The sequence below is a fragment of the Cellulomonas sp. NPDC055163 genome (assembly GCF_053607065.1).
Genome location: NZ_JBSGSU010000002.1, coordinates 345,942 through 364,175, shown reverse-complemented (window position 1 = coordinate 364,175; position 18,234 = coordinate 345,942). Strand labels below are relative to the sequence as shown.

Here is an 18,234-nt window from a genome sequence, read left to right as displayed (position 1 = left end):
GAGGACTCGCCTGAGTCCCGGCAAGCGAAGGAAGTAGGACCCCCTTGCTCGACGTCAACGTCTTCGATGAGCTGCGCATCGGCCTGGCCACGGCCGAGGACATCCGCACCTGGTCGCACGGCGAGGTGAAGAAGCCCGAGACCATCAACTACCGCACCCTCAAGCCCGAGAAGGACGGACTCTTCTGCGAGAAGATCTTCGGTCCGACCCGGGACTGGGAGTGCTACTGCGGCAAGTACAAGCGCGTGCGCTTCAAGGGCATCATCTGCGAGCGCTGCGGCGTCGAGGTCACGCGCTCGAAGGTCCGCCGTGAGCGCATGGGCCACATCGAGCTCGCCGCGCCCGTCACGCACATCTGGTTCTTCAAGGGTGTGCCGTCGCGCCTCGGCTACCTGCTGGACCTCGCCCCGAAGGACCTCGAGAAGGTCATCTACTTCGCGGCGTACATGATCACGCACGTCGACGTCGACGGCCGGCACGAGGACCTCCCGAACCTCCAGAACGAGATCGACCTGGAGAAGAAGGAGATCGCGGACCGCCGCGACAACGACATCAACACCCGCGCGGGCAAGCTCGAGGCCGACCTGGCCGAGCTCGAGGCCGAGGGTGCCAAGGCCGACGCGCGCCGCAAGGTCCGCGACTCCGCCGAGCGCGAGATGGCGCAGATCCGCAAGCGTGCGGACGCCGAGCTCGAGCGCCTCGACACGGTCTGGGACCGATTCAAGAACCTCAAGGTCGCGGACCTCGAGGGCGACGAGATGCTCTACCGCCAGCTCCAGGACCGGTACGGCAACTACTTCGAGGGCTCGATGGGCGCCGCGGCGATCCAGAAGCGCCTCGAGGCGTTCGACCTCGACGCCGAGTCCGAGTCGCTGCGCGACATCATCAAGAACGGCAAGGGCCAGCGCAAGACGCGTGCCCTCAAGCGCCTCAAGGTCGTCAACGCGTTCCTCACGACGAGCAACTCGCCGACGGGCATGGTCCTCGACGCGGTCCCGGTCATCCCGCCGGACCTGCGCCCGATGGTCCAGCTCGACGGTGGCCGCTTCGCCACGTCGGACCTGAACGACCTGTACCGCCGCGTCATCAACCGCAACAACCGCCTCAAGCGGCTGCTGGACCTCGGCGCACCCGAGATCATCGTCAACAACGAGAAGCGGATGCTCCAGGAGGCCGTGGACTCGCTGTTCGACAACGGCCGCCGCGGCCGTCCGGTGACGGGTCCGGGAAACCGCCCGCTCAAGTCGATCTCGGACATGCTCAAGGGCAAGCAGGGGCGGTTCCGCCAGAACCTGCTCGGCAAGCGCGTCGACTACTCGGGCCGCTCGGTCATCGTCGTCGGCCCGCAGCTCAAGCTGCACCAGTGCGGTCTGCCCAAGCAGATGGCGCTCGAGCTGTTCAAGCCGTTCGTGATGAAGCGCCTCGTGGACCTCAACCACGCGCAGAACATCAAGTCGGCGAAGCGCATGGTCGAGCGCGCGCGCCCGGTCGTGTGGGACGTGCTCGAGGAGGTCATCACCGAGCACCCGGTGCTGCTGAACCGTGCGCCCACGCTGCACCGTCTGGGCATCCAGGCGTTCGAGCCGCAGCTCGTCGAGGGCAAGGCGATCCACCTGCACCCGCTCGTCTGCGCGGCGTTCAACGCCGACTTCGACGGTGACCAGATGGCCGTGCACCTGCCCCTGAGCGCGGAGGCGCAGGCCGAGGCCCGCATCCTCATGCTCTCGAGCAACAACATCCTCAAGCCGTCGGACGGCCGTCCGGTGACCATGCCCTCGCAGGACATGATCATCGGCCTGTTCCACCTGACGAGCGACAAGGACGGCGCGCTGGGCGAGGGTCGACAGTTCTCCTCGGTCTCCGAGGCGATCATGGCGTTCGACCAGGGCTCGCTCGACCTGAACGCGAAGATCAAGATCCGTCTCGAGGAGCTCGTCCTCGCCGAGGGCGAGGGGCCGGAGGGCTGGACGGAGGGCGACGCGCTCGTCTTCGACACGACCCTGGGTCGCGCGCTGTTCAACGAGCTGCTCCCGGTCGACTACCCGTACGAGAACGGCGTCGTCGACAAGAAGCGCCTCTCGGTCATCGTCAACGACCTCGCCGAGCGCTACCCGAAGGTCGCCGTCGCGGCGTCCCTCGACGCGCTCAAGGAGGCCGGCTTCCGCTGGGCCACCCGCTCCGGTGTCACGATCTCCATCTCGGACGTCGCGACCCCGGCCGCGAAGGCCCAGATCCTCGAGGAGCACGAGGCGCGTGCGGCGAAGGTGCAGGGCCAGTACGAGAAGGGCCTCATCACCGACGACGAGCGTCGCCAGGAGCTCATCGAGATCTGGACGCAGGCCACCGACAAGGTCGCCGACGCGATGCGCGCGAACTTCCCGAAGGAGAACACCGTCTTCAAGATGGTGGGCTCCGGGGCGCGTGGTAATTGGATGCAGGTCCGGCAGATCGCCGGCATGCGTGGTCTGGTCGCCAACCCGAAGGGCGAGATCATCCCGCGCCCGATCAAGGCGAACTACCGCGAGGGCCTGTCCGTCCTCGAGTACTTCATCGCGACGCACGGTGCCCGCAAGGGTCTGGCGGACACCGCTCTGCGGACCGCCGACTCGGGCTACCTCACGCGTCGTCTGGTGGACGTCTCGCAGGACGTCATCGTCCGCGAGGAGGACTGCGGCACCGAGCGTGGCCTGACCATGACGGTCGGCGTCCCGGCGGGCGACGGCACGCTGCGCCGTCACGACAAGGTCGAGACGAGCGTGTACTCGCGCACGCTGGCGACCGAGGTCGAGATCGACGGCACCGTGATCGGCGAGGCGGGCGAGGACGTCGGCGACGTGCTCATCGACGCGCTGCTCGCGGCGGGCGTGACGGACCTCAAGGTCCGCTCGGTCCTCACGTGCGAGTCGCGCGTGGGCACGTGCGCCAAGTGCTACGGCCGTTCGCTCGCGACCGGCAAGCTCGTCGACATCGGCGAGGCCGTCGGCATCATCGCGGCCCAGTCGATCGGTGAGCCCGGCACGCAGCTCACGATGCGTACGTTCCACACCGGTGGTGTGGCGTCGGCCGACGACATCACGCAGGGTCTGCCCCGTATCCAGGAGCTCTTCGAGGCTCGCACCCCCAAGGGTGAGGGTCCGATCGCGGAGTTCTCGGGCCGGATCACGATCGACGAGTCGGACCGGGTGCGTCGCATCCTGCTCACGCCCGACGACGGCTCCGAGGAGCTCGCCTACCCGATCACGAAGCGCTCGCGCCTCCTGGTCTCGGACGGCGACCACGTCGAGGTCGGCACCCAGCTCGTCCAGGGTGCGGTGGACCCGAAGAAGGTCCTGCGCATCCTCGGCCCGCGTGCGACGCAGAAGCACCTGGTCGACGAGGTGCAGGTCGTCTACAGCTCGCAGGGTGTGGACATCCACGACAAGCACATCGAGGTCATCGTCCGGCAGATGCTCCGCCGGATCACGGTCCTCGACTCGGGCGACACGGACCTGCTGCCGGGCGAGCTCGCCGAGCGCGGCCGCTTCGAGGACGCGAACCGCCGTGCGGTCTCCGAGGGTGGTCAGCCGGCCTCGGGTCGTCCGGAGCTGATGGGCATCACGAAGGCGTCGCTCGCGACGGACTCGTGGCTGTCCGCGGCCTCCTTCCAGGAGACGACGCGTGTCCTCACCGAGGCCGCGATGTCGGGCCGCAGCGACCCGCTGCTCGGCCTCAAGGAGAACGTCATCCTCGGCAAGCTCATCCCCGCCGGTACGGGCCTGGCCCGCTACCGCAACGTGGCGGTCGAGCCCACCGAGGAGGCGAAGGCCGAGCTGTACCCGTCCTTCGGCTACGACGAGATCGACTTCCCCGCCCTGGGCCTCGGCTCGGGCGAGGCGATCCCGCTCGAGGACATCGACTTCGGCGAGTTCCGCTGAGCCGAGCCACCCGGTCCGTGTGACCGACGACCCGAGGGGGTCCACCGCGAGGTGGGCCCCCTCGGGCGTTCCCGGGGCCGGCCACCCCCGGAGGGCCGTCGCCGGTCACCCGCGAGAGGGCGGGATGCCCGGTGCGTCCGGGTCCGGACATGGGCTCGTGGGCCCACCGCCGGGAGCGTGCGCCCTGCCAGGCTCCGCCGCGTGAAGACGGAGCGCAGGGCAGGCGCGGAACTTCGGCGGCGCGTCGAGGCGGACCGGGGCGCGAGCACCCTCGAGTACCTGGGCACGTGGTGATCGCGGCGCTGCTGGTGACGGCGGCCGTCGCGGCGGTGCTCGGTTCGGGGTACGGGCAGGCGCTCGCGTGCGAGCTGCGGTCGCTGGGCACGCAGGCGGGGACGTGCGGCGGCACCGACGTCCCGACCCGCTACGGCGACGACGGCGTGTCGGCGCTGCGGCCCGACGGCTCCGGCGGGGGAGCGGCACCGGTGTCGGGCGACGACGGCCGCTTCGCGAACGCGACCGGCGGCCCGGAGGCGGTCGACGACGGGAAGGTGTCCGACGCGCGGGACTCGATCCGCGACGCGCTCGACGGCGGCTTCCTCGGGGTGCGGGGCGGCGACCTCGACCAGGCGCGTGACGCGGTGGCGGGCCTCAACGGCGCCGAGCTCGATTCTCTCGTCGCGGGCATGTCGGACGAGGAGCTCGAGCAGTGGGTCGACGAGCTCGACGACGGCTGGTTCCAGGGCGGCTGGGACCGCGAGCAGCGGCGCGAGCTGTGGGAGCTGCTGGCGACACGGGGGAGCAGGGCGACGCTGGACCGGCTCGCGGGCTTCACCGACGAGCTGCAGCCGCGCTTCGACGAGGTCGGTGGCGACGGCGCGCGCGACAAGCCGGAGAGCGTCGCGAACTCGGGGCGCTACGGCGAGATCGACGGGCAGCTCGTCGTGGGCGGGGTCGACCCCGAGGACATCGCCCAGGGCCAGATCGGCGACTGCTGGTACATGGCGTCGCTCATGGCGGTCGCGCAGGCCGACCCGGGGATGATCGAGCGGGCTATCACCCAGAACCCGAACGGCACGTTCACCGTGCGGCTGTACGACGACGGCCGGCCCGTCGACGTGACGGTGACTCCCGAGATGGTGCTGAGCGCCGCGGGCGACCCGGCCTTCACCTTCGCCCCGAAGCAGACCCTCGCGGACGGCAGGACGAAGGGCTACGAGCTGTGGCCGCTCGTGATGGAGAAGGCGCTCGCGCTGCACTGGGGCGACTACGCGACGATCGAGGGGGACTCGCCGGGCCTGGGGCTCGAGGTGGTCACGGGTCGCGAGAGCTCCGCGTCGTCGCTCGAGGACGACGACCGCTCCCTCGGCGACCTGGCGAGCGTGCTCGGGGACGGCGGGGCGATCACGCTCGCCTCGTTCCCGGAGGACCGCGACGAGAACCCGCCGATCTACGACAGGTCGGCGGCGGAGGGCGGGGTGCCCTCGAACCACGCGTACTACGTCCGGTCGGTCGACCCGGAGGCCGGGACGGTGACGATCGTGAACCCGTGGGGGTCGTCGTACCCGCCGATCACCCTGTCCTACAGTGACTTCCGCACGACCTTCAGCCACATCTACGTCAACGAGGTCTCCTGATGCGCCCGACCGGACGGACACTGCTCGCCGCGCTGGCGGGGGTGACGCTGCTCGTCGGGACGGTGACGGCCTGCGGGGCGGACGAGGAGCCTGCCGTGGAGCGACCCGAGGGGGCCGTGGCCCTGCAGGTGAACGTGCCGACGCCCGTGGAGGGGCTGCGCGTGATCGCCTACCAGGCGAGCGCCGAGGGCGCGCGCATCGACGTGAGCGAGCCGGGCGGCACGCCGGACAGCGCCGAGGTCGCCGTCGGTGACGGCGCGACGGTGGGCGGCCTGACGTTCGAGCTCCTCGAGGTCGACGTCGACGGCTCGGAGCAGCCGGCCGGCGAGGCCGGTGGCGACGGGACGACCGTGTGGATCCTGCCGGAGTGACCCGTCCGGGGTCGTCGACGTCACGCTCGGTGCGCCCTCCTGCCCTTTGACGTCCTGTGCACTCGCCGGTAACGTAGGACACCGTGCCCGCGCCGTCGGGCCCTCGTGCGTGCACACCGCCTGACGTCCCCGGGGTTCGATCCCCGGACGGGGACGGGTGCACCGGGTGGAGACCTCTTCTCCGCGTGCGAACCCCCGTCGATGACAGCTTCGACGAGGACCGCCGCGGGCAGACAGGGCGACACGCCCGGGTGCGGGGGTCGGTGTTCGTCGGTGCAGGAGGAAAGGCCTTCGGGCCGGCGGGACGAGGTCGAGGGCCGTGCGCAGCACGGTGCCGGTCGCGGGCCGGCGGTCCATCCGGACCGGGCAGGGACCCGGTCGACCAGAGTTCCACCAACAGACTCGGAGACGTAGTGCCTACGATCCAGCAGCTGGTCCGCAAGGGCCGGCAGGCGAAAGTGAACAAGTCGAAGACCCCCGCGCTCCAGGGCAGCCCGCAGCGCCGCGGTGTGTGCACCCGCGTCTACACGACCACCCCGAAGAAGCCGAACTCGGCTCTCCGCAAGGTCGCGCGCGTCAAGCTCTCGAGCCAGATCGAGGTCACGGCGTACATCCCGGGTGTCGGCCACAACCTGCAGGAGCACTCGATCGTGCTCGTGCGCGGCGGTCGTGTGAAGGACCTGCCCGGCGTCCGCTACAAGATCGTCCGTGGCGCCCTCGACACGCAGGGCGTGAAGAACCGCAAGCAGGCGCGCAGCCGCTACGGCGCGAAGAAGGTGGGCTGACCATGCCTCGCAAGGGTCCGGCCCCGAAGCGGCCGCTCGTCATCGACCCCGTCTACGGGTCGCCGGTCGTCACGCAGCTCATCAACAAGGTGCTGCTCGACGGCAAGAAGTCCGTCGCCGAGCACATCGTCTACGGCGCGCTCGAGGGCGTCCGCGAGAAGACGCAGGGCGACCCGGTCGTTGTGCTCAAGCGTGCGCTCGAGAACGTCCGCCCCGCGCTCGAGGTCCGCTCGCGCCGCGTCGGTGGCGCGACCTACCAGGTCCCCGTCGAGGTCCGCCCCGTGCGCTCGACGACGCTGGCCCTGCGCTGGCTCACCGACTACTCGCGCGCTCGCCGCGAGAAGACGATGACCGAGCGCCTCATGAACGAGATCCTCGACGCCAGCAACGGCCTCGGTGCCGCGGTCAAGCGTCGCGAGGACATGCACAAGATGGCCGAGTCCAACAAGGCGTTCGCGCACTACCGCTGGTAATCCCGGCTTCCGCGAACCCGAGCCAACCGACAAGGGGCTGAACACGTGGCACTGGACGTGCTGACGGACCTGAACAAGGTCCGCAACATCGGCATCATGGCGCACATCGATGCCGGCAAGACGACGACCACCGAGCGGATCCTGTTCTACACCGGGGTCAACTACAAGATCGGTGAGACGCACGACGGCGCGTCGACGATGGACTGGATGGAGCAGGAGCAGGAGCGCGGCATCACGATCACGTCGGCCGCGACGACCTGCTACTGGAAGAACAACCAGATCAACATCATCGACACCCCGGGCCACGTGGACTTCACGGTCGAGGTCGAGCGCTCGCTGCGCGTCCTCGACGGTGCGGTCGCGGTGTTCGACGGCAAGGAGGGGGTCGAGCCCCAGTCCGAGACGGTGTGGCGGCAGGCGGACAAGTACGAGGTCCCGCGCATCTGCTTCGTCAACAAGATGGACAAGCTCGGCGCCGACTTCTACTTCACGGTCAAGACCATCGTCGACCGCCTGAAGGCCAAGCCGCTCGTCATCCAGCTCCCGATCGGCTCCGAGAACGACTTCATCGGCGTCGTCGACCTGGTCGAGCAGAAGGCCCTCGTCTGGCGCGGCGAGACCGCGCTGGGCGAGGAGTACTCGACCGAGGAGATCCCGGCCGACCTCGTGGAGAAGGCGGAGCAGTACCGCGCCGAGCTCATCGAGGCCGTCGCCGAGACCGACGAGGCGCTGCTCGAGAAGTACCTCGGCGGCGAGGAGCTCACGGTCGCGGAGATCAAGGCGGGCATCCGCAAGCTCACCGTGGCGAGCGAGGCCTACCCGGTCCTGTGCGGCTCGGCGTTCAAGAACAAGGGCGTCCAGCCCATGCTCGACGCCGTCATCGACTACCTCCCCACGCCGCTCGACGTGCCTGCCGTGCAGGGCCACGACGTGCGCGACGAGGAGATCGTCGTCGAGCGCCACCCCGACTCGACGGAGCCGTTCTCGGCCCTCGCGTTCAAGGTCGCCTCGCACCCGTTCTTCGGGAAGCTGACCTACGTCCGGGTCTACTCGGGCAAGGTCTCGCAGGGCGCCCAGGTGCTCAACGCGACCAAGGGCAAGAAGGAGCGCATCGGGAAGCTCTTCCAGATGCACTCCAACAAGGAGAACCCGGTCGAGGACGCCACGGCCGGCCACATCTACGCGTTCATCGGGCTCAAGGACGTCACGACCGGCGACACCCTGTGCGACCTCGCCGCACCGGTGGTCCTCGAGTCGATGACGTTCCCGGAGCCCGTCATCGACGTGGCGATCGAGCCGAAGACGAAGGGCGACCAGGAGAAGCTGGGCGTCGCGATCCAGAAGCTCGCCGAGGAGGACCCGACGTTCCGGGTCCGCCACGACGACGAGACCGGCCAGACCGTCATCGGCGGCATGGGTGAGCTCCACCTCGACATCCTCGTCGACCGCATGCGGCGCGAGTTCAAGGTCGAGGCCAACGTCGGCAAGCCGCAGGTCGCGTACCGCGAGACGATCCGTCGGGCCGTCGAGAAGATCGACTACGTCCACAAGAAGCAGACCGGTGGGTCGGGCCAGTACGCCAAGGTGCAGATGTCCTTCGCGCCCCTGGACCCTGCCGAGGGCGAGCTGTACGAGTTCGAGAACAAGGTCACCGGTGGTCGCATCCCGCGGGAGTACATCCCGTCGGTCGACGCCGGCATCCAGAGCGCGATGGAGCTCGGCGTCCTGGCGGGCTTCCCGCTCGTGGGCGTCAAGGCCACCCTGCTCGACGGCGCTGCGCACGACGTCGACTCCTCGGAGATGGCGTTCAAGATCGCGGGCTCGATGATCCTCAAGGAAGCCGTCCGCAAGGCCGACCCGGTCCTGCTGGAGCCGGTCATGGCCGTCGAGGTGCGCACGCCCGAGGACTACATGGGTGAGGTCATCGGCGACATCAACTCCCGCCGAGGCATGATCCAGTCCATGGAGGACGCGACCGGCGTCAAGGTGATCCGGGCCCAGGTCCCGCTCTCCGAGATGTTCGGCTACGTCGGCGACCTGCGGTCCAAGACCCAGGGTCGTGCCGTGTACTCGATGCAGTTCGACAGCTACGCCGAGGTTCCTCGTAACGTTGCCGAGGAGATCATCAAGAAGACCCGGGGCGAGTAGGTCCCACAGGTCGACACCTGAAGTACCAACCACCCGACCCGTAGGACCGAACGCTCCCGACCGTGCCAGCATGGTCGGGAGCGATCCGGAAATCTCTACCAGAGTCCTGAGGAGGACCCACAGTGGGCAAGGCGAAGTTCGAGCGCACCAAGCCGCACGTCAACATCGGCACGATCGGTCACGTCGACCACGGCAAGACCACGCTGACGGCCGCGATCTCGAAGGTGCTGCACGACAAGTACCCCGACCTCAACCCCTTCACGCCGTTCGACGAGATCGACAAGGCGCCGGAGGAGAAGCAGCGCGGTATCACGATCAACATCGCGCACGTCGAGTACCAGACGGAGAAGCGCCACTACGCGCACGTCGACGCTCCTGGTCACGCCGACTACATCAAGAACATGATCACGGGTGCGGCGCAGATGGACGGCGCGATCCTCGTGGTCGCGGCGACCGACGGCCCGATGGCCCAGACGCGTGAGCACGTCCTGCTCGCCCGTCAGGTCGGCGTCCCGTACCTGCTCGTTGCGCTCAACAAGACGGACATGGTCGACGACGAGGAGATCCTGGACCTCGTCGAGATGGAGGTGCGCGAGCTCCTCACGGCGCAGGGCTTCGCCGGCGACGACGTGCCGGTCGTGCGCGTCTCCGGCCTGAAGGCGCTCGAGGGCGACCCGCAGTGGGTCAAGTCCGTCGAGGACCTGCTGGACGCGGTCGACGAGAACGTCCCGGACCCGGTCCGCGACATCGACAAGCCGTTCCTCATGCCGATCGAGGACGTCTTCACGATCACGGGCCGTGGCACGGTCGTCACCGGTCGTGTCGAGCGTGGCTCGCTCAAGGTGAACGAGGAGGTGGAGATCGTCGGCATCAAGGAGAAGGCGATCAAGACCACGGTCACCGGCGTCGAGATGTTCCGCAAGCTGCTCGACTACGCCGAGGCCGGCGAGAACGTCGGTCTGCTCCTCCGCGGCACGAAGCGCGAGGAGGTCGAGCGCGGCCAGGTCGTCGTCAAGCCCGGCTCGATCACGCCGCACACCGAGTTCGAGGGCCAGGTCTACATCCTGGCGAAGGACGAGGGTGGCCGTCACAACCCGTTCTACGGGAACTACCGCCCCCAGTTCTACTTCCGCACGACGGACGTCACCGGCGTCATCACGCTGCCCGAGGGCACCGAGATGGTCATGCCCGGCGACAACACCGAGATCTCGGTCCAGCTGATCCAGCCGATCGCGATGGAGGAGGGCCTCGGCTTCGCCATCCGTGAGGGTGGCCGGACCGTCGGTTCGGGTCGCGTCATCAAGATCATCAAGTGATCTGACGAAGGGCCCGGGTGCTCGCACCCGGGCCCTTCGCATGCCCCCGGGCGGTCCGCCGGGGGAGAGGGCGTTCGGGTGTGCAGCGTCACTGCCGGCAGGGATTGGAGTTCCTGCAGGGGATCTGGCACACTAGCGAGGTTGCCCGGTGAGGGTGCGCGCCACTGTGCACACGAGAGTGTGCGGATCTGCGCGGGGTTCAGCCCCGTCGGAGGTCCAGCTGTGGGTGCGCATGACCCGCCCGGGCGCAGACACGTTGAGAGTCCTGCAGGCCCCGGGGTCACCCGGTGGCGGGGCTCAGTCAGCAACCAACGACCTCGCACGGGTCCTGAGTGGCCGGTGCGCAGCGCAAAGGTATGTCGTGCAGAGCGACACGCCCGAGTGCGGGGGTCGGACAGAAGCGGTTCGAGAGAGAGAAGTAGACGACGCCATGGCGGGACAGAAGATCCGCATCCGGCTCAAGTCCTACGACCACGAGGTCATCGACAGCTCGGCGCGCAAGATCGTCGACACGGTGACGCGCGCTGGTGCGACGGTCGTGGGTCCGGTGCCGCTGCCGACGGAGAAGAACGTCTTCTGCGTCATCCGGTCGCCTCACAAGTACAAGGACAGCCGCGAGCACTTCGAGATGCGCACGCACAAGCGGCTCATCGACATCATCGATCCCACGCCGAAGGCGGTCGACTCGCTCATGCGTCTCGACCTGCCCGCGGACGTGAACATCGAGATCAAGCTCTGACGCTGGGAAGGAACTGATCTCTATGACTACCCAGCAGAACGCGCGCCCCGTCACGGCGCTGCTCGGCACGAAGCTCGGCATGACGCAGGTCTGGGACGCCAACGGGCGTCTCGTCCCCGTCACCGTGCTCCAGGTCGGCACCAACGTCGTGACCCAGGTCCGCTCCGCTGACACGGACGGCTACGCCGCGGTCCAGCTGGCCTACGGCCAGATCGACCCGCGCAAGGTGAGCCAGCCGCTGAAGGGCCACTTCGAGAAGGCCGGGGTCACCCCGCGCCGGCACGTGGCCGAGATCCGCACGTCGGACGCCGCCGAGTACACGCTCGGCCAGGAGATCACCGCGGCGGCCTTCGAGGCCGGCGCCAAGGTCGACGTCATCGGCACCACCAAGGGCAAGGGCACCGCGGGCGTCATGAAGCGTCACGGCTTCCACGGCGTCTCGGCCTCCCACGGCTCGCACCGGAACCACCGCAAGCCCGGCTCGATCGGTGGCGCCTCGACGCCGTCGCGCGTCTTCAAGGGCATGCGCATGGCCGGCCGCATGGGCGTCGACCGTCAGACGACCCAGAACCTCACCGTGCACGCGATCGACGCCGAGAGGGGCCTGGTGCTCGTCAAGGGCGCCGTTCCCGGCCCCAAGGGTGGCGTCGTCGTCGTGCGCTCCGCCGCGAAGGGGGCATGAGCTCATGTCTGAGACCCTCACCGTGGACGTCCTGAACGCCGACGGCAAGAAGGCCGGCACCGCCGACCTGCCCGCCGAGGTCTTCGACGTCCAGACGAACGTCCCGCTGATCCACCAGGTCGTCGTCGCGCAGCTCGCTGCGGCGCGCCAGGGCACGCACTCCACGAAGACTCGTGGAGAGGTCCGTGGTGGCGGCAAGAAGCCCTACAAGCAGAAGGGCACCGGCCGCGCCCGTCAGGGCTCGACCCGCGCCCCGCAGTTCGCCGGTGGTGGCGTCGTCCACGGCCCGCAGCCGCGTGACTACTCCCAGCGGACCCCGAAGAAGATGAAGGCCGCGGCGCTCCGCGGTGCTCTCTCGGACCGCGCCCGTGCCGGTCGCGTGCACGTCGTCTCCGGCTTCGCGCCGGGCGCCGCGCCGTCGACCAAGTCCGCCCTGCAGGTTCTCGCGAACCTCTCGGGCCGCAAGAACGTCCTCGTCGTGGTCGAGCGCCAGGACGAGATCACCTGGAAGTCGCTGCGCAACGTCGAGCGGGTGCACCTGCTGGTCGCCGACCAGCTCAACACCTACGACGTGCTGATCTCGGACGACGTCGTCTTCACGCAGGGCGCGCTCGACGCGTTCCTCGCCGGCCCGGCCAAGGGTCGGGGCGCAACTGCGGTGGCCACGGAGTCCGAGGCTGCTGAGGAGGAGACGAAGTGACCGCCGTCGCCAAGGACCCCCGCGACATCCTGCTCGCTCCGGTCGTCTCGGAGAAGAGCTACGGGCTGCTCGACGAGGGCAAGTACACGTTCATCGTGGACCCGCGCGCGAACAAGACCGAGATCAAGATCGCGATCGAGCAGATCTTCTCGGTCAAGGTCGCCTCGGTGAACACGATCAACCGCAAGGGCAAGGCGCGCCGGACGAAGTTCGGCATCGGGCGCCGCAAGGACACCAAGCGGGCGATCGTGACCCTCCGCGAGGGCACCATCGACATCTTCGGCGGACCGGTCGGCTGACGCCGTCCTGAGAGCAGATTGAGGACAGATCCCCATGGGAATCCGCAAGTACAAGCCGACGACGCCGGGCCGCCGTGGCTCCAGCGTCGCCGACTTCGTCGAGATCACGCGCTCCACGCCGGAGAAGTCGCTGGTTCGCCCGCTGCACAAGACCGGCGGTCGTAACTCGACCGGTCGCGTGACCATGCGCCACCAGGGTGGCGGTCACAAGCGTGCGTACCGCGTCATCGACTTCCGTCGCCACGACAAGGACGGCGTCCCGGCCAAGGTCGCGCACATCGAGTACGACCCCAACCGCACCGCGCGCATCGCGCTCCTGCACTACGCGGACGGCGAGAAGCGCTACATCATCGCGCCGAACAAGCTGTCGCAGGGTGACGTCGTCGAGAACGGCGCCACGGCGGACATCAAGCCCGGCAACAACCTGCCGCTGCGCAACATCCCGACCGGTACGGTCATCCACGCCATCGAGCTCAAGCCCGGTGGCGGCGCGAAGATCGCCCGTTCGGCTGGTGCGTCCGTGCAGCTCGTCGCCAAGGACGGTCCGTACGCGCAGCTGCGCATGCCCTCCGGCGAGATCCGCAACGTCGACCTGCGCTGCCGCGCCACGGTCGGCGAGGTGGGCAACGCCGAGCAGTCGAACATCAACTGGGGCAAGGCCGGCCGCATGCGCTGGAAGGGCAAGCGCCCCTCCGTCCGCGGTGTCGCGATGAACCCGATCGACCACCCGCACGGTGGTGGTGAGGGCAAGACCTCCGGTGGTCGTCACCCGGTCAGCCCCTGGGGGCAGGCCGAGGGTCGTACCCGCCGTCCGAACAAGCCGAGCGACAAGCTCATCGTGCGCCGCCGGCGCACCGGCAAGAAGCGCTGATAGGAGCCTGAGATGCCACGCAGCCTGAAGAAGGGCCCGTTCGTCGACGGCCACCTGCAGAAGAAGGTCGACGTCCAGAACGAGAAGGGGACCAAGGCCGTCATCAAGACCTGGTCCCGCCGTTCGATGATCACGCCGGACTTCCTCGGTCACACGTTCGCGGTGCACGACGGCCGCAAGCACACGCCGGTGTTCGTCACGGAGTCGATGGTCGGGCACAAGCTCGGCGAGTTCGCCCCCACGCGTACGTTCCGCGGCCACGAGAAGGACGACCGGAAGGGCCGTCGCCGCTGACCCCCGGGTCAGACAGGTGACGTCCTTGACGGCAGAGACAGAAGGCAGGACAGCAATGGAAGCCAAGGCGAAGGCGCGGTTCGTCCGCGTCACGCCCCAGAAGGCCCGGCGCGTCGTGGACCTCATCCGTGGCAAGCAGGCCGGCGAGGCCGTGGCGGTGCTGAAGTTCGCACCGCAGGCCGCGGGGGAGACCGTCCTCAAGGTGGTCGAGAGCGCGATCGCGAACGCCCGTGAGGGTGCGAAGCGCGCGAACGAGCGTCTGGACGAGCAGGACCTCTACATCTCCGAGGTGTACGTCGACGAGGGTCCGACCCTCAAGCGGTTCCGCCCCCGGGCGCAGGGCCGTGCCAGCCAGATCCTCAAGCGCACGAGCCACATCACGGTCGTGGTCGCGGAGCGCGAGAGCACGAAGGGAAGGACCCGATAGTGGGACAGAAGGTCAACCCGCTCGGGTATCGCCTGGGCATCACGACAGACCACCGTTCGCGCTGGTTCGCCGACTCCACCAAGCCGGGGCAGCGCTACCGCGACTACGTCCGTGAGGACGTGCAGATCCGCAAGCTCATGAGCACGGGTCTGGAGCGCGCGGGCATCGCCAAGGTCGAGATCGAGCGCACGCGCGACCGCGTCCGCGTCGACATCCACACCGCCCGCCCGGGCATCGTCATCGGGCGTCGCGGCGCGGAGGCCGACCGCATCCGCGGCGAGCTCGAGAAGCTCACGGGCAAGCAGGTCCAGCTGAACATCCTCGAGGTCAAGAACGCCGAGATCGAGGCCCAGCTGGTCGCCCAGGGCATCGCCGAGCAGCTCGCGAGCCGTGTCTCGTTCCGCCGTGCCATGCGCAAGGGCATCCAGAGCGCCCAGCGCGCGGGTGCCAAGGGCATCCGGGTGCAGGTCTCCGGCCGCCTCGGTGGCGCGGAGATGAGCCGTACGGAGTTCTACCGCGAGGGTCGTGTGCCGCTGCACACGCTGCGCGCGAACATCGACTACGGCTTCTTCGAGGCCCGCACGACCTTCGGGCGCATCGGCGTCAAGGTCTGGGTCTACAAGGGCGACATGACGGAGAAGGAGTTCGCCCGCGAGCAGGCGACTCAGGCTCCGCGGCCGGCCCGCGGTCCGCGTCAGGACCGTGGCGGCGAGCGTCCGGCCCGTGGCGGCGCGCCGCGTCGCAACGACCGCACCGAGGCTCCGGCCGAGGCCGCGGCCGAGGCCCCGGCAGCAGCGACCGAGTCGGCCGCTCCTGCTCCTGAGTCCGGAACGGAGGCCTGAGCCGTGCTGATCCCGCGCAGGCTGAAGCACCGCAAGCAGCATCACCCGGGGCGCTCCGGCGCCGCGACCGGTGGCACGTCGATCTCGTTCGGTGAGTACGGCATCCAGGCTCTCGAGCCGGCCTACGTCACGAACCGGCAGATCGAGGCTGCTCGTATCGCGATGACCCGCCACATCAAGCGTGGCGGCAAGGTCTGGATCAACATCTACCCGGACCGTCCGCTCACGAAGAAGCCCGCCGAGACCCGCATGGGTTCCGGCAAGGGCTCGCCCGAGTGGTGGATCGCCAACGTCAAGCCGGGTCGAGTTCTCTTCGAGCTCGCCGGCGTCCCGGAGCCGCTGGCTCGCGAGGCCATGCGCCGCGCGCAGCACAAGCTCCCGATGAAGACCCGTTTCGTGGTTCGCGAGGGTGGTAACTGATGGCTATCGGAACCAAGGACCTGGCTCCCAGCGAGCTGGACGCCTTCGACGACGAGCGCCTGGTCGCCGAGCTGAAGAAGGCCAAGGAGGAGCTGTTCAACCTCCGCTTCCAGTCGGCGACGGGCCAGCTCGAGAGCCACGGGCGGCTCAAGGCCGTGCGCCGCGACATCGCCCGGATCTACACGATCCTGCGCGAGCGCGAGCTCGGAATCCGTACCGCCCCGAGCGCGAGCGAGTGAGGTCACGATGAGCGCGAAGACTGACGACAAGGCAACGGCCTCCTCGGCTGCCGAGGAGACCACCGTCGCCGCTGCCGCCCGTGCGGACCGCAAGGTCCGCCGCGGGTACGTGGTGAGCGACAAGATGGAGAAGACCGTCGTGGTGGAGGTCGAGGACCGGGTCAAGCACCCGCTCTACGGCAAGGTCATCCGGCGCACGAGCAAGGTCAAGGCGCACGACGAGGCCGGCACCGCCGGTGTCGGCGACCTCGTCCTGATCATGGAGACGCGTCCCCTCTCGGCCACCAAGCGGTTCCGCCTGGTGGAGATCCTCGAGAAAGCCAAGTAGGTCCCGCAGTACTCAAGGTTGCCCACGGGCTCCGGCCGAGTCACCTCGGCCGGAGCGACGTGTGCACGACGGCAACGACACGTTCGGCCAGGCTCGCCCCGCGAGAACCGGCAGACGACAGGAGTTCAGTAGATGATTCAGCAGGAGTCCCGACTTCGGGTCGCCGACAACACGGGTGCCAAGGAGATTCTGTGCATCCGCGTCCTCGGTGGCTCCGGGCGTCGCTACGCCGGCATCGGTGACGTGATCGTCGCGACGGTCAAGGACGCGATCCCGGGCGGCAACGTCAAGAAGGGCGACGTCGTCAAGGCGGTCATCGTCCGCACCCGCAAGGAGCGTCGGCGTCCCGACGGCTCGTACATCAAGTTCGACGAGAACGCGGCCGTGATCCTCAAGAACGACGGTGAGCCTCGTGGCACGCGCATCTTCGGCCCGGTGGGCCGGGAGCTGCGTGACAAGAAGTTCATGAAGATCATCTCGCTGGCTCCGGAGGTGCTCTGACCATGGCGAAGATCAAGAAGGGCGACCTCGTCGTCGTCATCTCGGGCCGCGACAAGGGCCAGCAGGGCCGCGTGCTCGAGGTCCTGACGGAGACGCAGCGCGTCGTCGTCGAGGGCGTGCAGCGCGTGACCAAGCACACGAAGGCCGGCCAGTCGGCGCGCGGCACCCGCACGGGTGGCATCGAGACCATCGAGGCCCCCATCCACATCAGCAACGTGATGCTGGTGGACCCGGAGACCAAGAAGGGCACCCGGGTCGGCTACCGCACCGAGCAGGTCGAGCGCGACGGCCGCACCCGTAACGTCCGGGTCCGCGTCGCCAAGCGCTCCGGTAAGGACATCTGATGACCGCGATCGACGACACCACCACGCCGGACGCGCCGCTCAAGCCGCGTCTCAAGCTCCGCTACGCCGAGGACATCGTCCCGGCGCTGCGCGAGGAGTTCAGCCACGCCAACGTCAACCAGGTCGCGCGGATCGTCAAGGTCGTCGTGAACATGGGTGTCGGTGACGCCGCCAAGGACTCCAAGCTCATCGAGGGCGCGATCCGCGACCTGACCCTCATCACGGGTCAGAAGCCGCAGGTCACGAAGGCTCGCAAGTCCATCGCCCAGTTCAAGCTGCGTGAGGGCATGCCGATCGGCGCGCACGTCACGCTGCGGGGCGACCGGGCCTGGGAGTTCCTCGACCGCCTGCTCTCGACCGCTCTTCCGCGCATCCGCGACTTCCGCGGGCTGTCGCCGAAGCAGTTCGACGGGCACGGCAACTACACGTTCGGTCTCACGGAGCAGTCCATGTTCCACGAGATCGACCAGGACAAGATCGACCGCGTGCGCGGCATGGACATCACGATCGTGACGACCGCCTCGACCGACGACGAGGGCCGCTCGCTGCTGAAGCGTCTCGGCTTCCCCTTCAAGGAGGACTGACATGGCGAAGACCGCCCTGGTCAACAAGGCCGCCGGGACCCCGAAGTTCAAGGTGCGCGGCTACACCCGGTGCCAGCGGTGCGGACGTCCGCACAGCGTGTACCGCAAGTTCGGCCTCTGCCGCATCTGCGTCCGTGAGATGGCGCACCGCGGCGAGCTGCCCGGGCTCACCAAGAGCTCCTGGTAAAACCACTACGCCGAAGGTCTGTGCCCCGGTGGTGTGGGGGGGGGCGGACCCCCGCGTCGATGCCCCCGGAAGGAAAGGGTTGAGCCCCCCGACGACGACCGCCCCCACCGCAGACCTCCTTACGCGTCTTTGC

The 18,234-nt window shown here is 68.7% G+C and carries 22 protein-coding genes; all 22 read left to right on the top strand.

Annotated elements, in window-relative coordinates; all coding sequences use genetic code 11:
- Nucleotides 1-44 precede the first annotated feature (44 nt).
- Nucleotides 45-3,914 carry a DNA-directed RNA polymerase subunit beta' gene (locus tag ACWFNE_RS05395; protein WP_452121414.1) on the top strand — a complete coding sequence of 1,290 codons (3,870 nt, stop codon included), beginning with the start codon at nucleotides 45-47 and terminating at the stop codon, nucleotides 3,912-3,914.
- Nucleotides 3,915-4,201: 287 nt separating this feature from the next.
- A complete protein-coding gene (locus tag ACWFNE_RS05390) occupies nucleotides 4,202-5,551 on the top strand; it encodes a C2 family cysteine protease (RefSeq protein WP_452121413.1) in 1,350 nt (449 codons plus the stop codon).
- Nucleotides 5,551-5,922, top strand: a complete 372-nt coding sequence (locus ACWFNE_RS05385; protein ID WP_452121412.1) for a hypothetical protein — start codon at nucleotides 5,551-5,553, stop codon at nucleotides 5,920-5,922. The genes ACWFNE_RS05390 and ACWFNE_RS05385 overlap by 1 nt, the downstream gene beginning before the upstream one ends.
- 413 nt (nucleotides 5,923-6,335) lie before the next feature.
- Complete coding sequence (gene rpsL, locus ACWFNE_RS05380; RefSeq protein ID WP_452121411.1) at nucleotides 6,336-6,707, top strand: 30S ribosomal protein S12; 372 nt, start codon at nucleotides 6,336-6,338, stop codon at nucleotides 6,705-6,707.
- A 2-nt stretch (nucleotides 6,708-6,709) separates the two neighbouring features.
- Nucleotides 6,710-7,180, top strand: coding sequence for a 30S ribosomal protein S7 (gene rpsG, locus ACWFNE_RS05375; RefSeq protein WP_034625909.1), 471 nt, complete (start codon nucleotides 6,710-6,712; stop codon nucleotides 7,178-7,180).
- A gap of 45 nt (nucleotides 7,181-7,225) precedes the next feature.
- Complete coding sequence (gene fusA / locus ACWFNE_RS05370; RefSeq protein ID WP_452121410.1) at nucleotides 7,226-9,328, top strand: elongation factor G; 2,103 nt, start codon at nucleotides 7,226-7,228, stop codon at nucleotides 9,326-9,328.
- 122 nt (nucleotides 9,329-9,450) lie between these two features.
- Nucleotides 9,451-10,644 carry an elongation factor Tu gene (gene tuf, locus ACWFNE_RS05365; RefSeq protein ID WP_452121409.1) on the top strand — a complete coding sequence of 398 codons (1,194 nt, stop codon included), beginning with the start codon at nucleotides 9,451-9,453 and terminating at the stop codon, nucleotides 10,642-10,644.
- Between the two features lie 430 nt (nucleotides 10,645-11,074).
- Nucleotides 11,075-11,383 carry a 30S ribosomal protein S10 gene (rpsJ, locus tag ACWFNE_RS05360; protein WP_012867945.1) on the top strand — a complete coding sequence of 103 codons (309 nt, stop codon included), beginning with the start codon at nucleotides 11,075-11,077 and terminating at the stop codon, nucleotides 11,381-11,383.
- 22 nt (nucleotides 11,384-11,405) lie between these two features.
- The gene (gene rplC / locus ACWFNE_RS05355) at nucleotides 11,406-12,065 is read left to right on the top strand and encodes a 50S ribosomal protein L3 (RefSeq protein ID WP_452121408.1); all 660 of its coding nucleotides are present in this window, start codon (nucleotides 11,406-11,408) and stop codon (nucleotides 12,063-12,065) included.
- Nucleotides 12,066-12,069: 4 nt separating this feature from the next.
- Nucleotides 12,070-12,765 carry a 50S ribosomal protein L4 gene (gene rplD, locus ACWFNE_RS05350; RefSeq protein WP_258726086.1) on the top strand — a complete coding sequence of 232 codons (696 nt, stop codon included), beginning with the start codon at nucleotides 12,070-12,072 and terminating at the stop codon, nucleotides 12,763-12,765.
- Nucleotides 12,762-13,064, top strand: a complete 303-nt coding sequence (gene rplW / locus ACWFNE_RS05345; RefSeq protein WP_183295452.1) for a 50S ribosomal protein L23 — start codon at nucleotides 12,762-12,764, stop codon at nucleotides 13,062-13,064. Before rplD ends, rplW begins: the two co-directional genes overlap by 4 nt.
- A gap of 34 nt (nucleotides 13,065-13,098) precedes the next feature.
- Nucleotides 13,099-13,935, top strand: a complete 837-nt coding sequence (rplB, locus tag ACWFNE_RS05340; RefSeq protein WP_412867584.1) for a 50S ribosomal protein L2 — start codon at nucleotides 13,099-13,101, stop codon at nucleotides 13,933-13,935.
- A 12-nt stretch (nucleotides 13,936-13,947) separates the two neighbouring features.
- Nucleotides 13,948-14,229, top strand: a complete 282-nt coding sequence (gene rpsS / locus ACWFNE_RS05335; protein ID WP_034625887.1) for a 30S ribosomal protein S19 — start codon at nucleotides 13,948-13,950, stop codon at nucleotides 14,227-14,229.
- Nucleotides 14,230-14,284: 55 nt separating this feature from the next.
- Nucleotides 14,285-14,656, top strand: a complete 372-nt coding sequence (rplV, locus tag ACWFNE_RS05330; protein WP_034625884.1) for a 50S ribosomal protein L22 — start codon at nucleotides 14,285-14,287, stop codon at nucleotides 14,654-14,656.
- Entirely contained in the window at nucleotides 14,656-15,498 is an 843-nt protein-coding gene (gene rpsC / locus ACWFNE_RS05325; protein ID WP_034625881.1) for a 30S ribosomal protein S3, read from the top strand. The genes rplV and rpsC overlap by 1 nt, the downstream gene beginning before the upstream one ends.
- 3 nt (nucleotides 15,499-15,501) lie before the next feature.
- Entirely contained in the window at nucleotides 15,502-15,918 is a 417-nt protein-coding gene (gene rplP / locus ACWFNE_RS05320; RefSeq protein ID WP_123370318.1) for a 50S ribosomal protein L16, read from the top strand.
- Nucleotides 15,918-16,157 (top strand): 50S ribosomal protein L29, encoded by a 240-nt coding sequence (rpmC, locus tag ACWFNE_RS05315; protein WP_034625876.1) that lies wholly within the window; start codon nucleotides 15,918-15,920, stop codon nucleotides 16,155-16,157. Before rplP ends, rpmC begins: the two co-directional genes overlap by 1 nt.
- A 7-nt stretch (nucleotides 16,158-16,164) precedes the next feature.
- Nucleotides 16,165-16,485, top strand: coding sequence for a 30S ribosomal protein S17 (rpsQ, locus tag ACWFNE_RS05310; protein WP_258726087.1), 321 nt, complete (start codon nucleotides 16,165-16,167; stop codon nucleotides 16,483-16,485).
- 132 nt (nucleotides 16,486-16,617) lie between these two features.
- Complete coding sequence (rplN, locus tag ACWFNE_RS05305) at nucleotides 16,618-16,986, top strand: 50S ribosomal protein L14 (protein ID WP_034625870.1); 369 nt, start codon at nucleotides 16,618-16,620, stop codon at nucleotides 16,984-16,986.
- A gap of 2 nt (nucleotides 16,987-16,988) precedes the next feature.
- On the top strand, nucleotides 16,989-17,330 hold the full coding sequence (gene rplX, locus ACWFNE_RS05300; RefSeq protein ID WP_452121407.1) for a 50S ribosomal protein L24: 342 nt from the start codon (nucleotides 16,989-16,991) through the stop codon (nucleotides 17,328-17,330).
- Nucleotides 17,330-17,914 (top strand): 50S ribosomal protein L5, encoded by a 585-nt coding sequence (rplE, locus tag ACWFNE_RS05295; RefSeq protein ID WP_452121406.1) that lies wholly within the window; start codon nucleotides 17,330-17,332, stop codon nucleotides 17,912-17,914. Before rplX ends, rplE begins: the two co-directional genes overlap by 1 nt.
- A gap of 1 nt (nucleotide 17,915) precedes the next feature.
- On the top strand, nucleotides 17,916-18,101 hold the full coding sequence (locus ACWFNE_RS05290; protein ID WP_034625862.1) for a type Z 30S ribosomal protein S14: 186 nt from the start codon (nucleotides 17,916-17,918) through the stop codon (nucleotides 18,099-18,101).
- Nucleotides 18,102-18,234: the final 133 nt, after the last annotated feature.

Excerpts from the sequence above, each read along its gene's own strand:
- rplB (WP_412867584.1), top strand. The coding sequence starts at position 13,099 with ATGGGAATCCGCAAGTACAAGCCGACGACGCCGGGCCGCCGTGGCTCC.
- rplN (WP_034625870.1), top strand. The coding sequence starts at position 16,618 with ATGATTCAGCAGGAGTCCCGACTTCGGGTCGCCGACAACACGGGTGCC.
- rplX (WP_452121407.1), top strand. The coding sequence starts at position 16,989 with ATGGCGAAGATCAAGAAGGGCGACCTCGTCGTCGTCATCTCGGGCCGC.
- rplD (WP_258726086.1), top strand. The coding sequence starts at position 12,070 with ATGTCTGAGACCCTCACCGTGGACGTCCTGAACGCCGACGGCAAGAAG.
- rpsS (WP_034625887.1), top strand. The coding sequence starts at position 13,948 with ATGCCACGCAGCCTGAAGAAGGGCCCGTTCGTCGACGGCCACCTGCAG.
- rpmC (WP_034625876.1), top strand. The coding sequence starts at position 15,918 with ATGGCTATCGGAACCAAGGACCTGGCTCCCAGCGAGCTGGACGCCTTC.
- ACWFNE_RS05290 (WP_034625862.1), top strand. The coding sequence starts at position 17,916 with ATGGCGAAGACCGCCCTGGTCAACAAGGCCGCCGGGACCCCGAAGTTC.
- rpsJ (WP_012867945.1), top strand. The coding sequence starts at position 11,075 with ATGGCGGGACAGAAGATCCGCATCCGGCTCAAGTCCTACGACCACGAG.
- rplV (WP_034625884.1), top strand. The coding sequence starts at position 14,285 with ATGGAAGCCAAGGCGAAGGCGCGGTTCGTCCGCGTCACGCCCCAGAAG.
- rplE (WP_452121406.1), top strand. The coding sequence starts at position 17,330 with ATGACCGCGATCGACGACACCACCACGCCGGACGCGCCGCTCAAGCCG.
- rpsQ (WP_258726087.1), top strand. The coding sequence starts at position 16,165 with ATGAGCGCGAAGACTGACGACAAGGCAACGGCCTCCTCGGCTGCCGAG.
- ACWFNE_RS05385 (WP_452121412.1), top strand. The coding sequence starts at position 5,551 with ATGCGCCCGACCGGACGGACACTGCTCGCCGCGCTGGCGGGGGTGACG.
- rpsG (WP_034625909.1), top strand. The coding sequence starts at position 6,710 with ATGCCTCGCAAGGGTCCGGCCCCGAAGCGGCCGCTCGTCATCGACCCC.
- rplC (WP_452121408.1), top strand. The coding sequence starts at position 11,406 with ATGACTACCCAGCAGAACGCGCGCCCCGTCACGGCGCTGCTCGGCACG.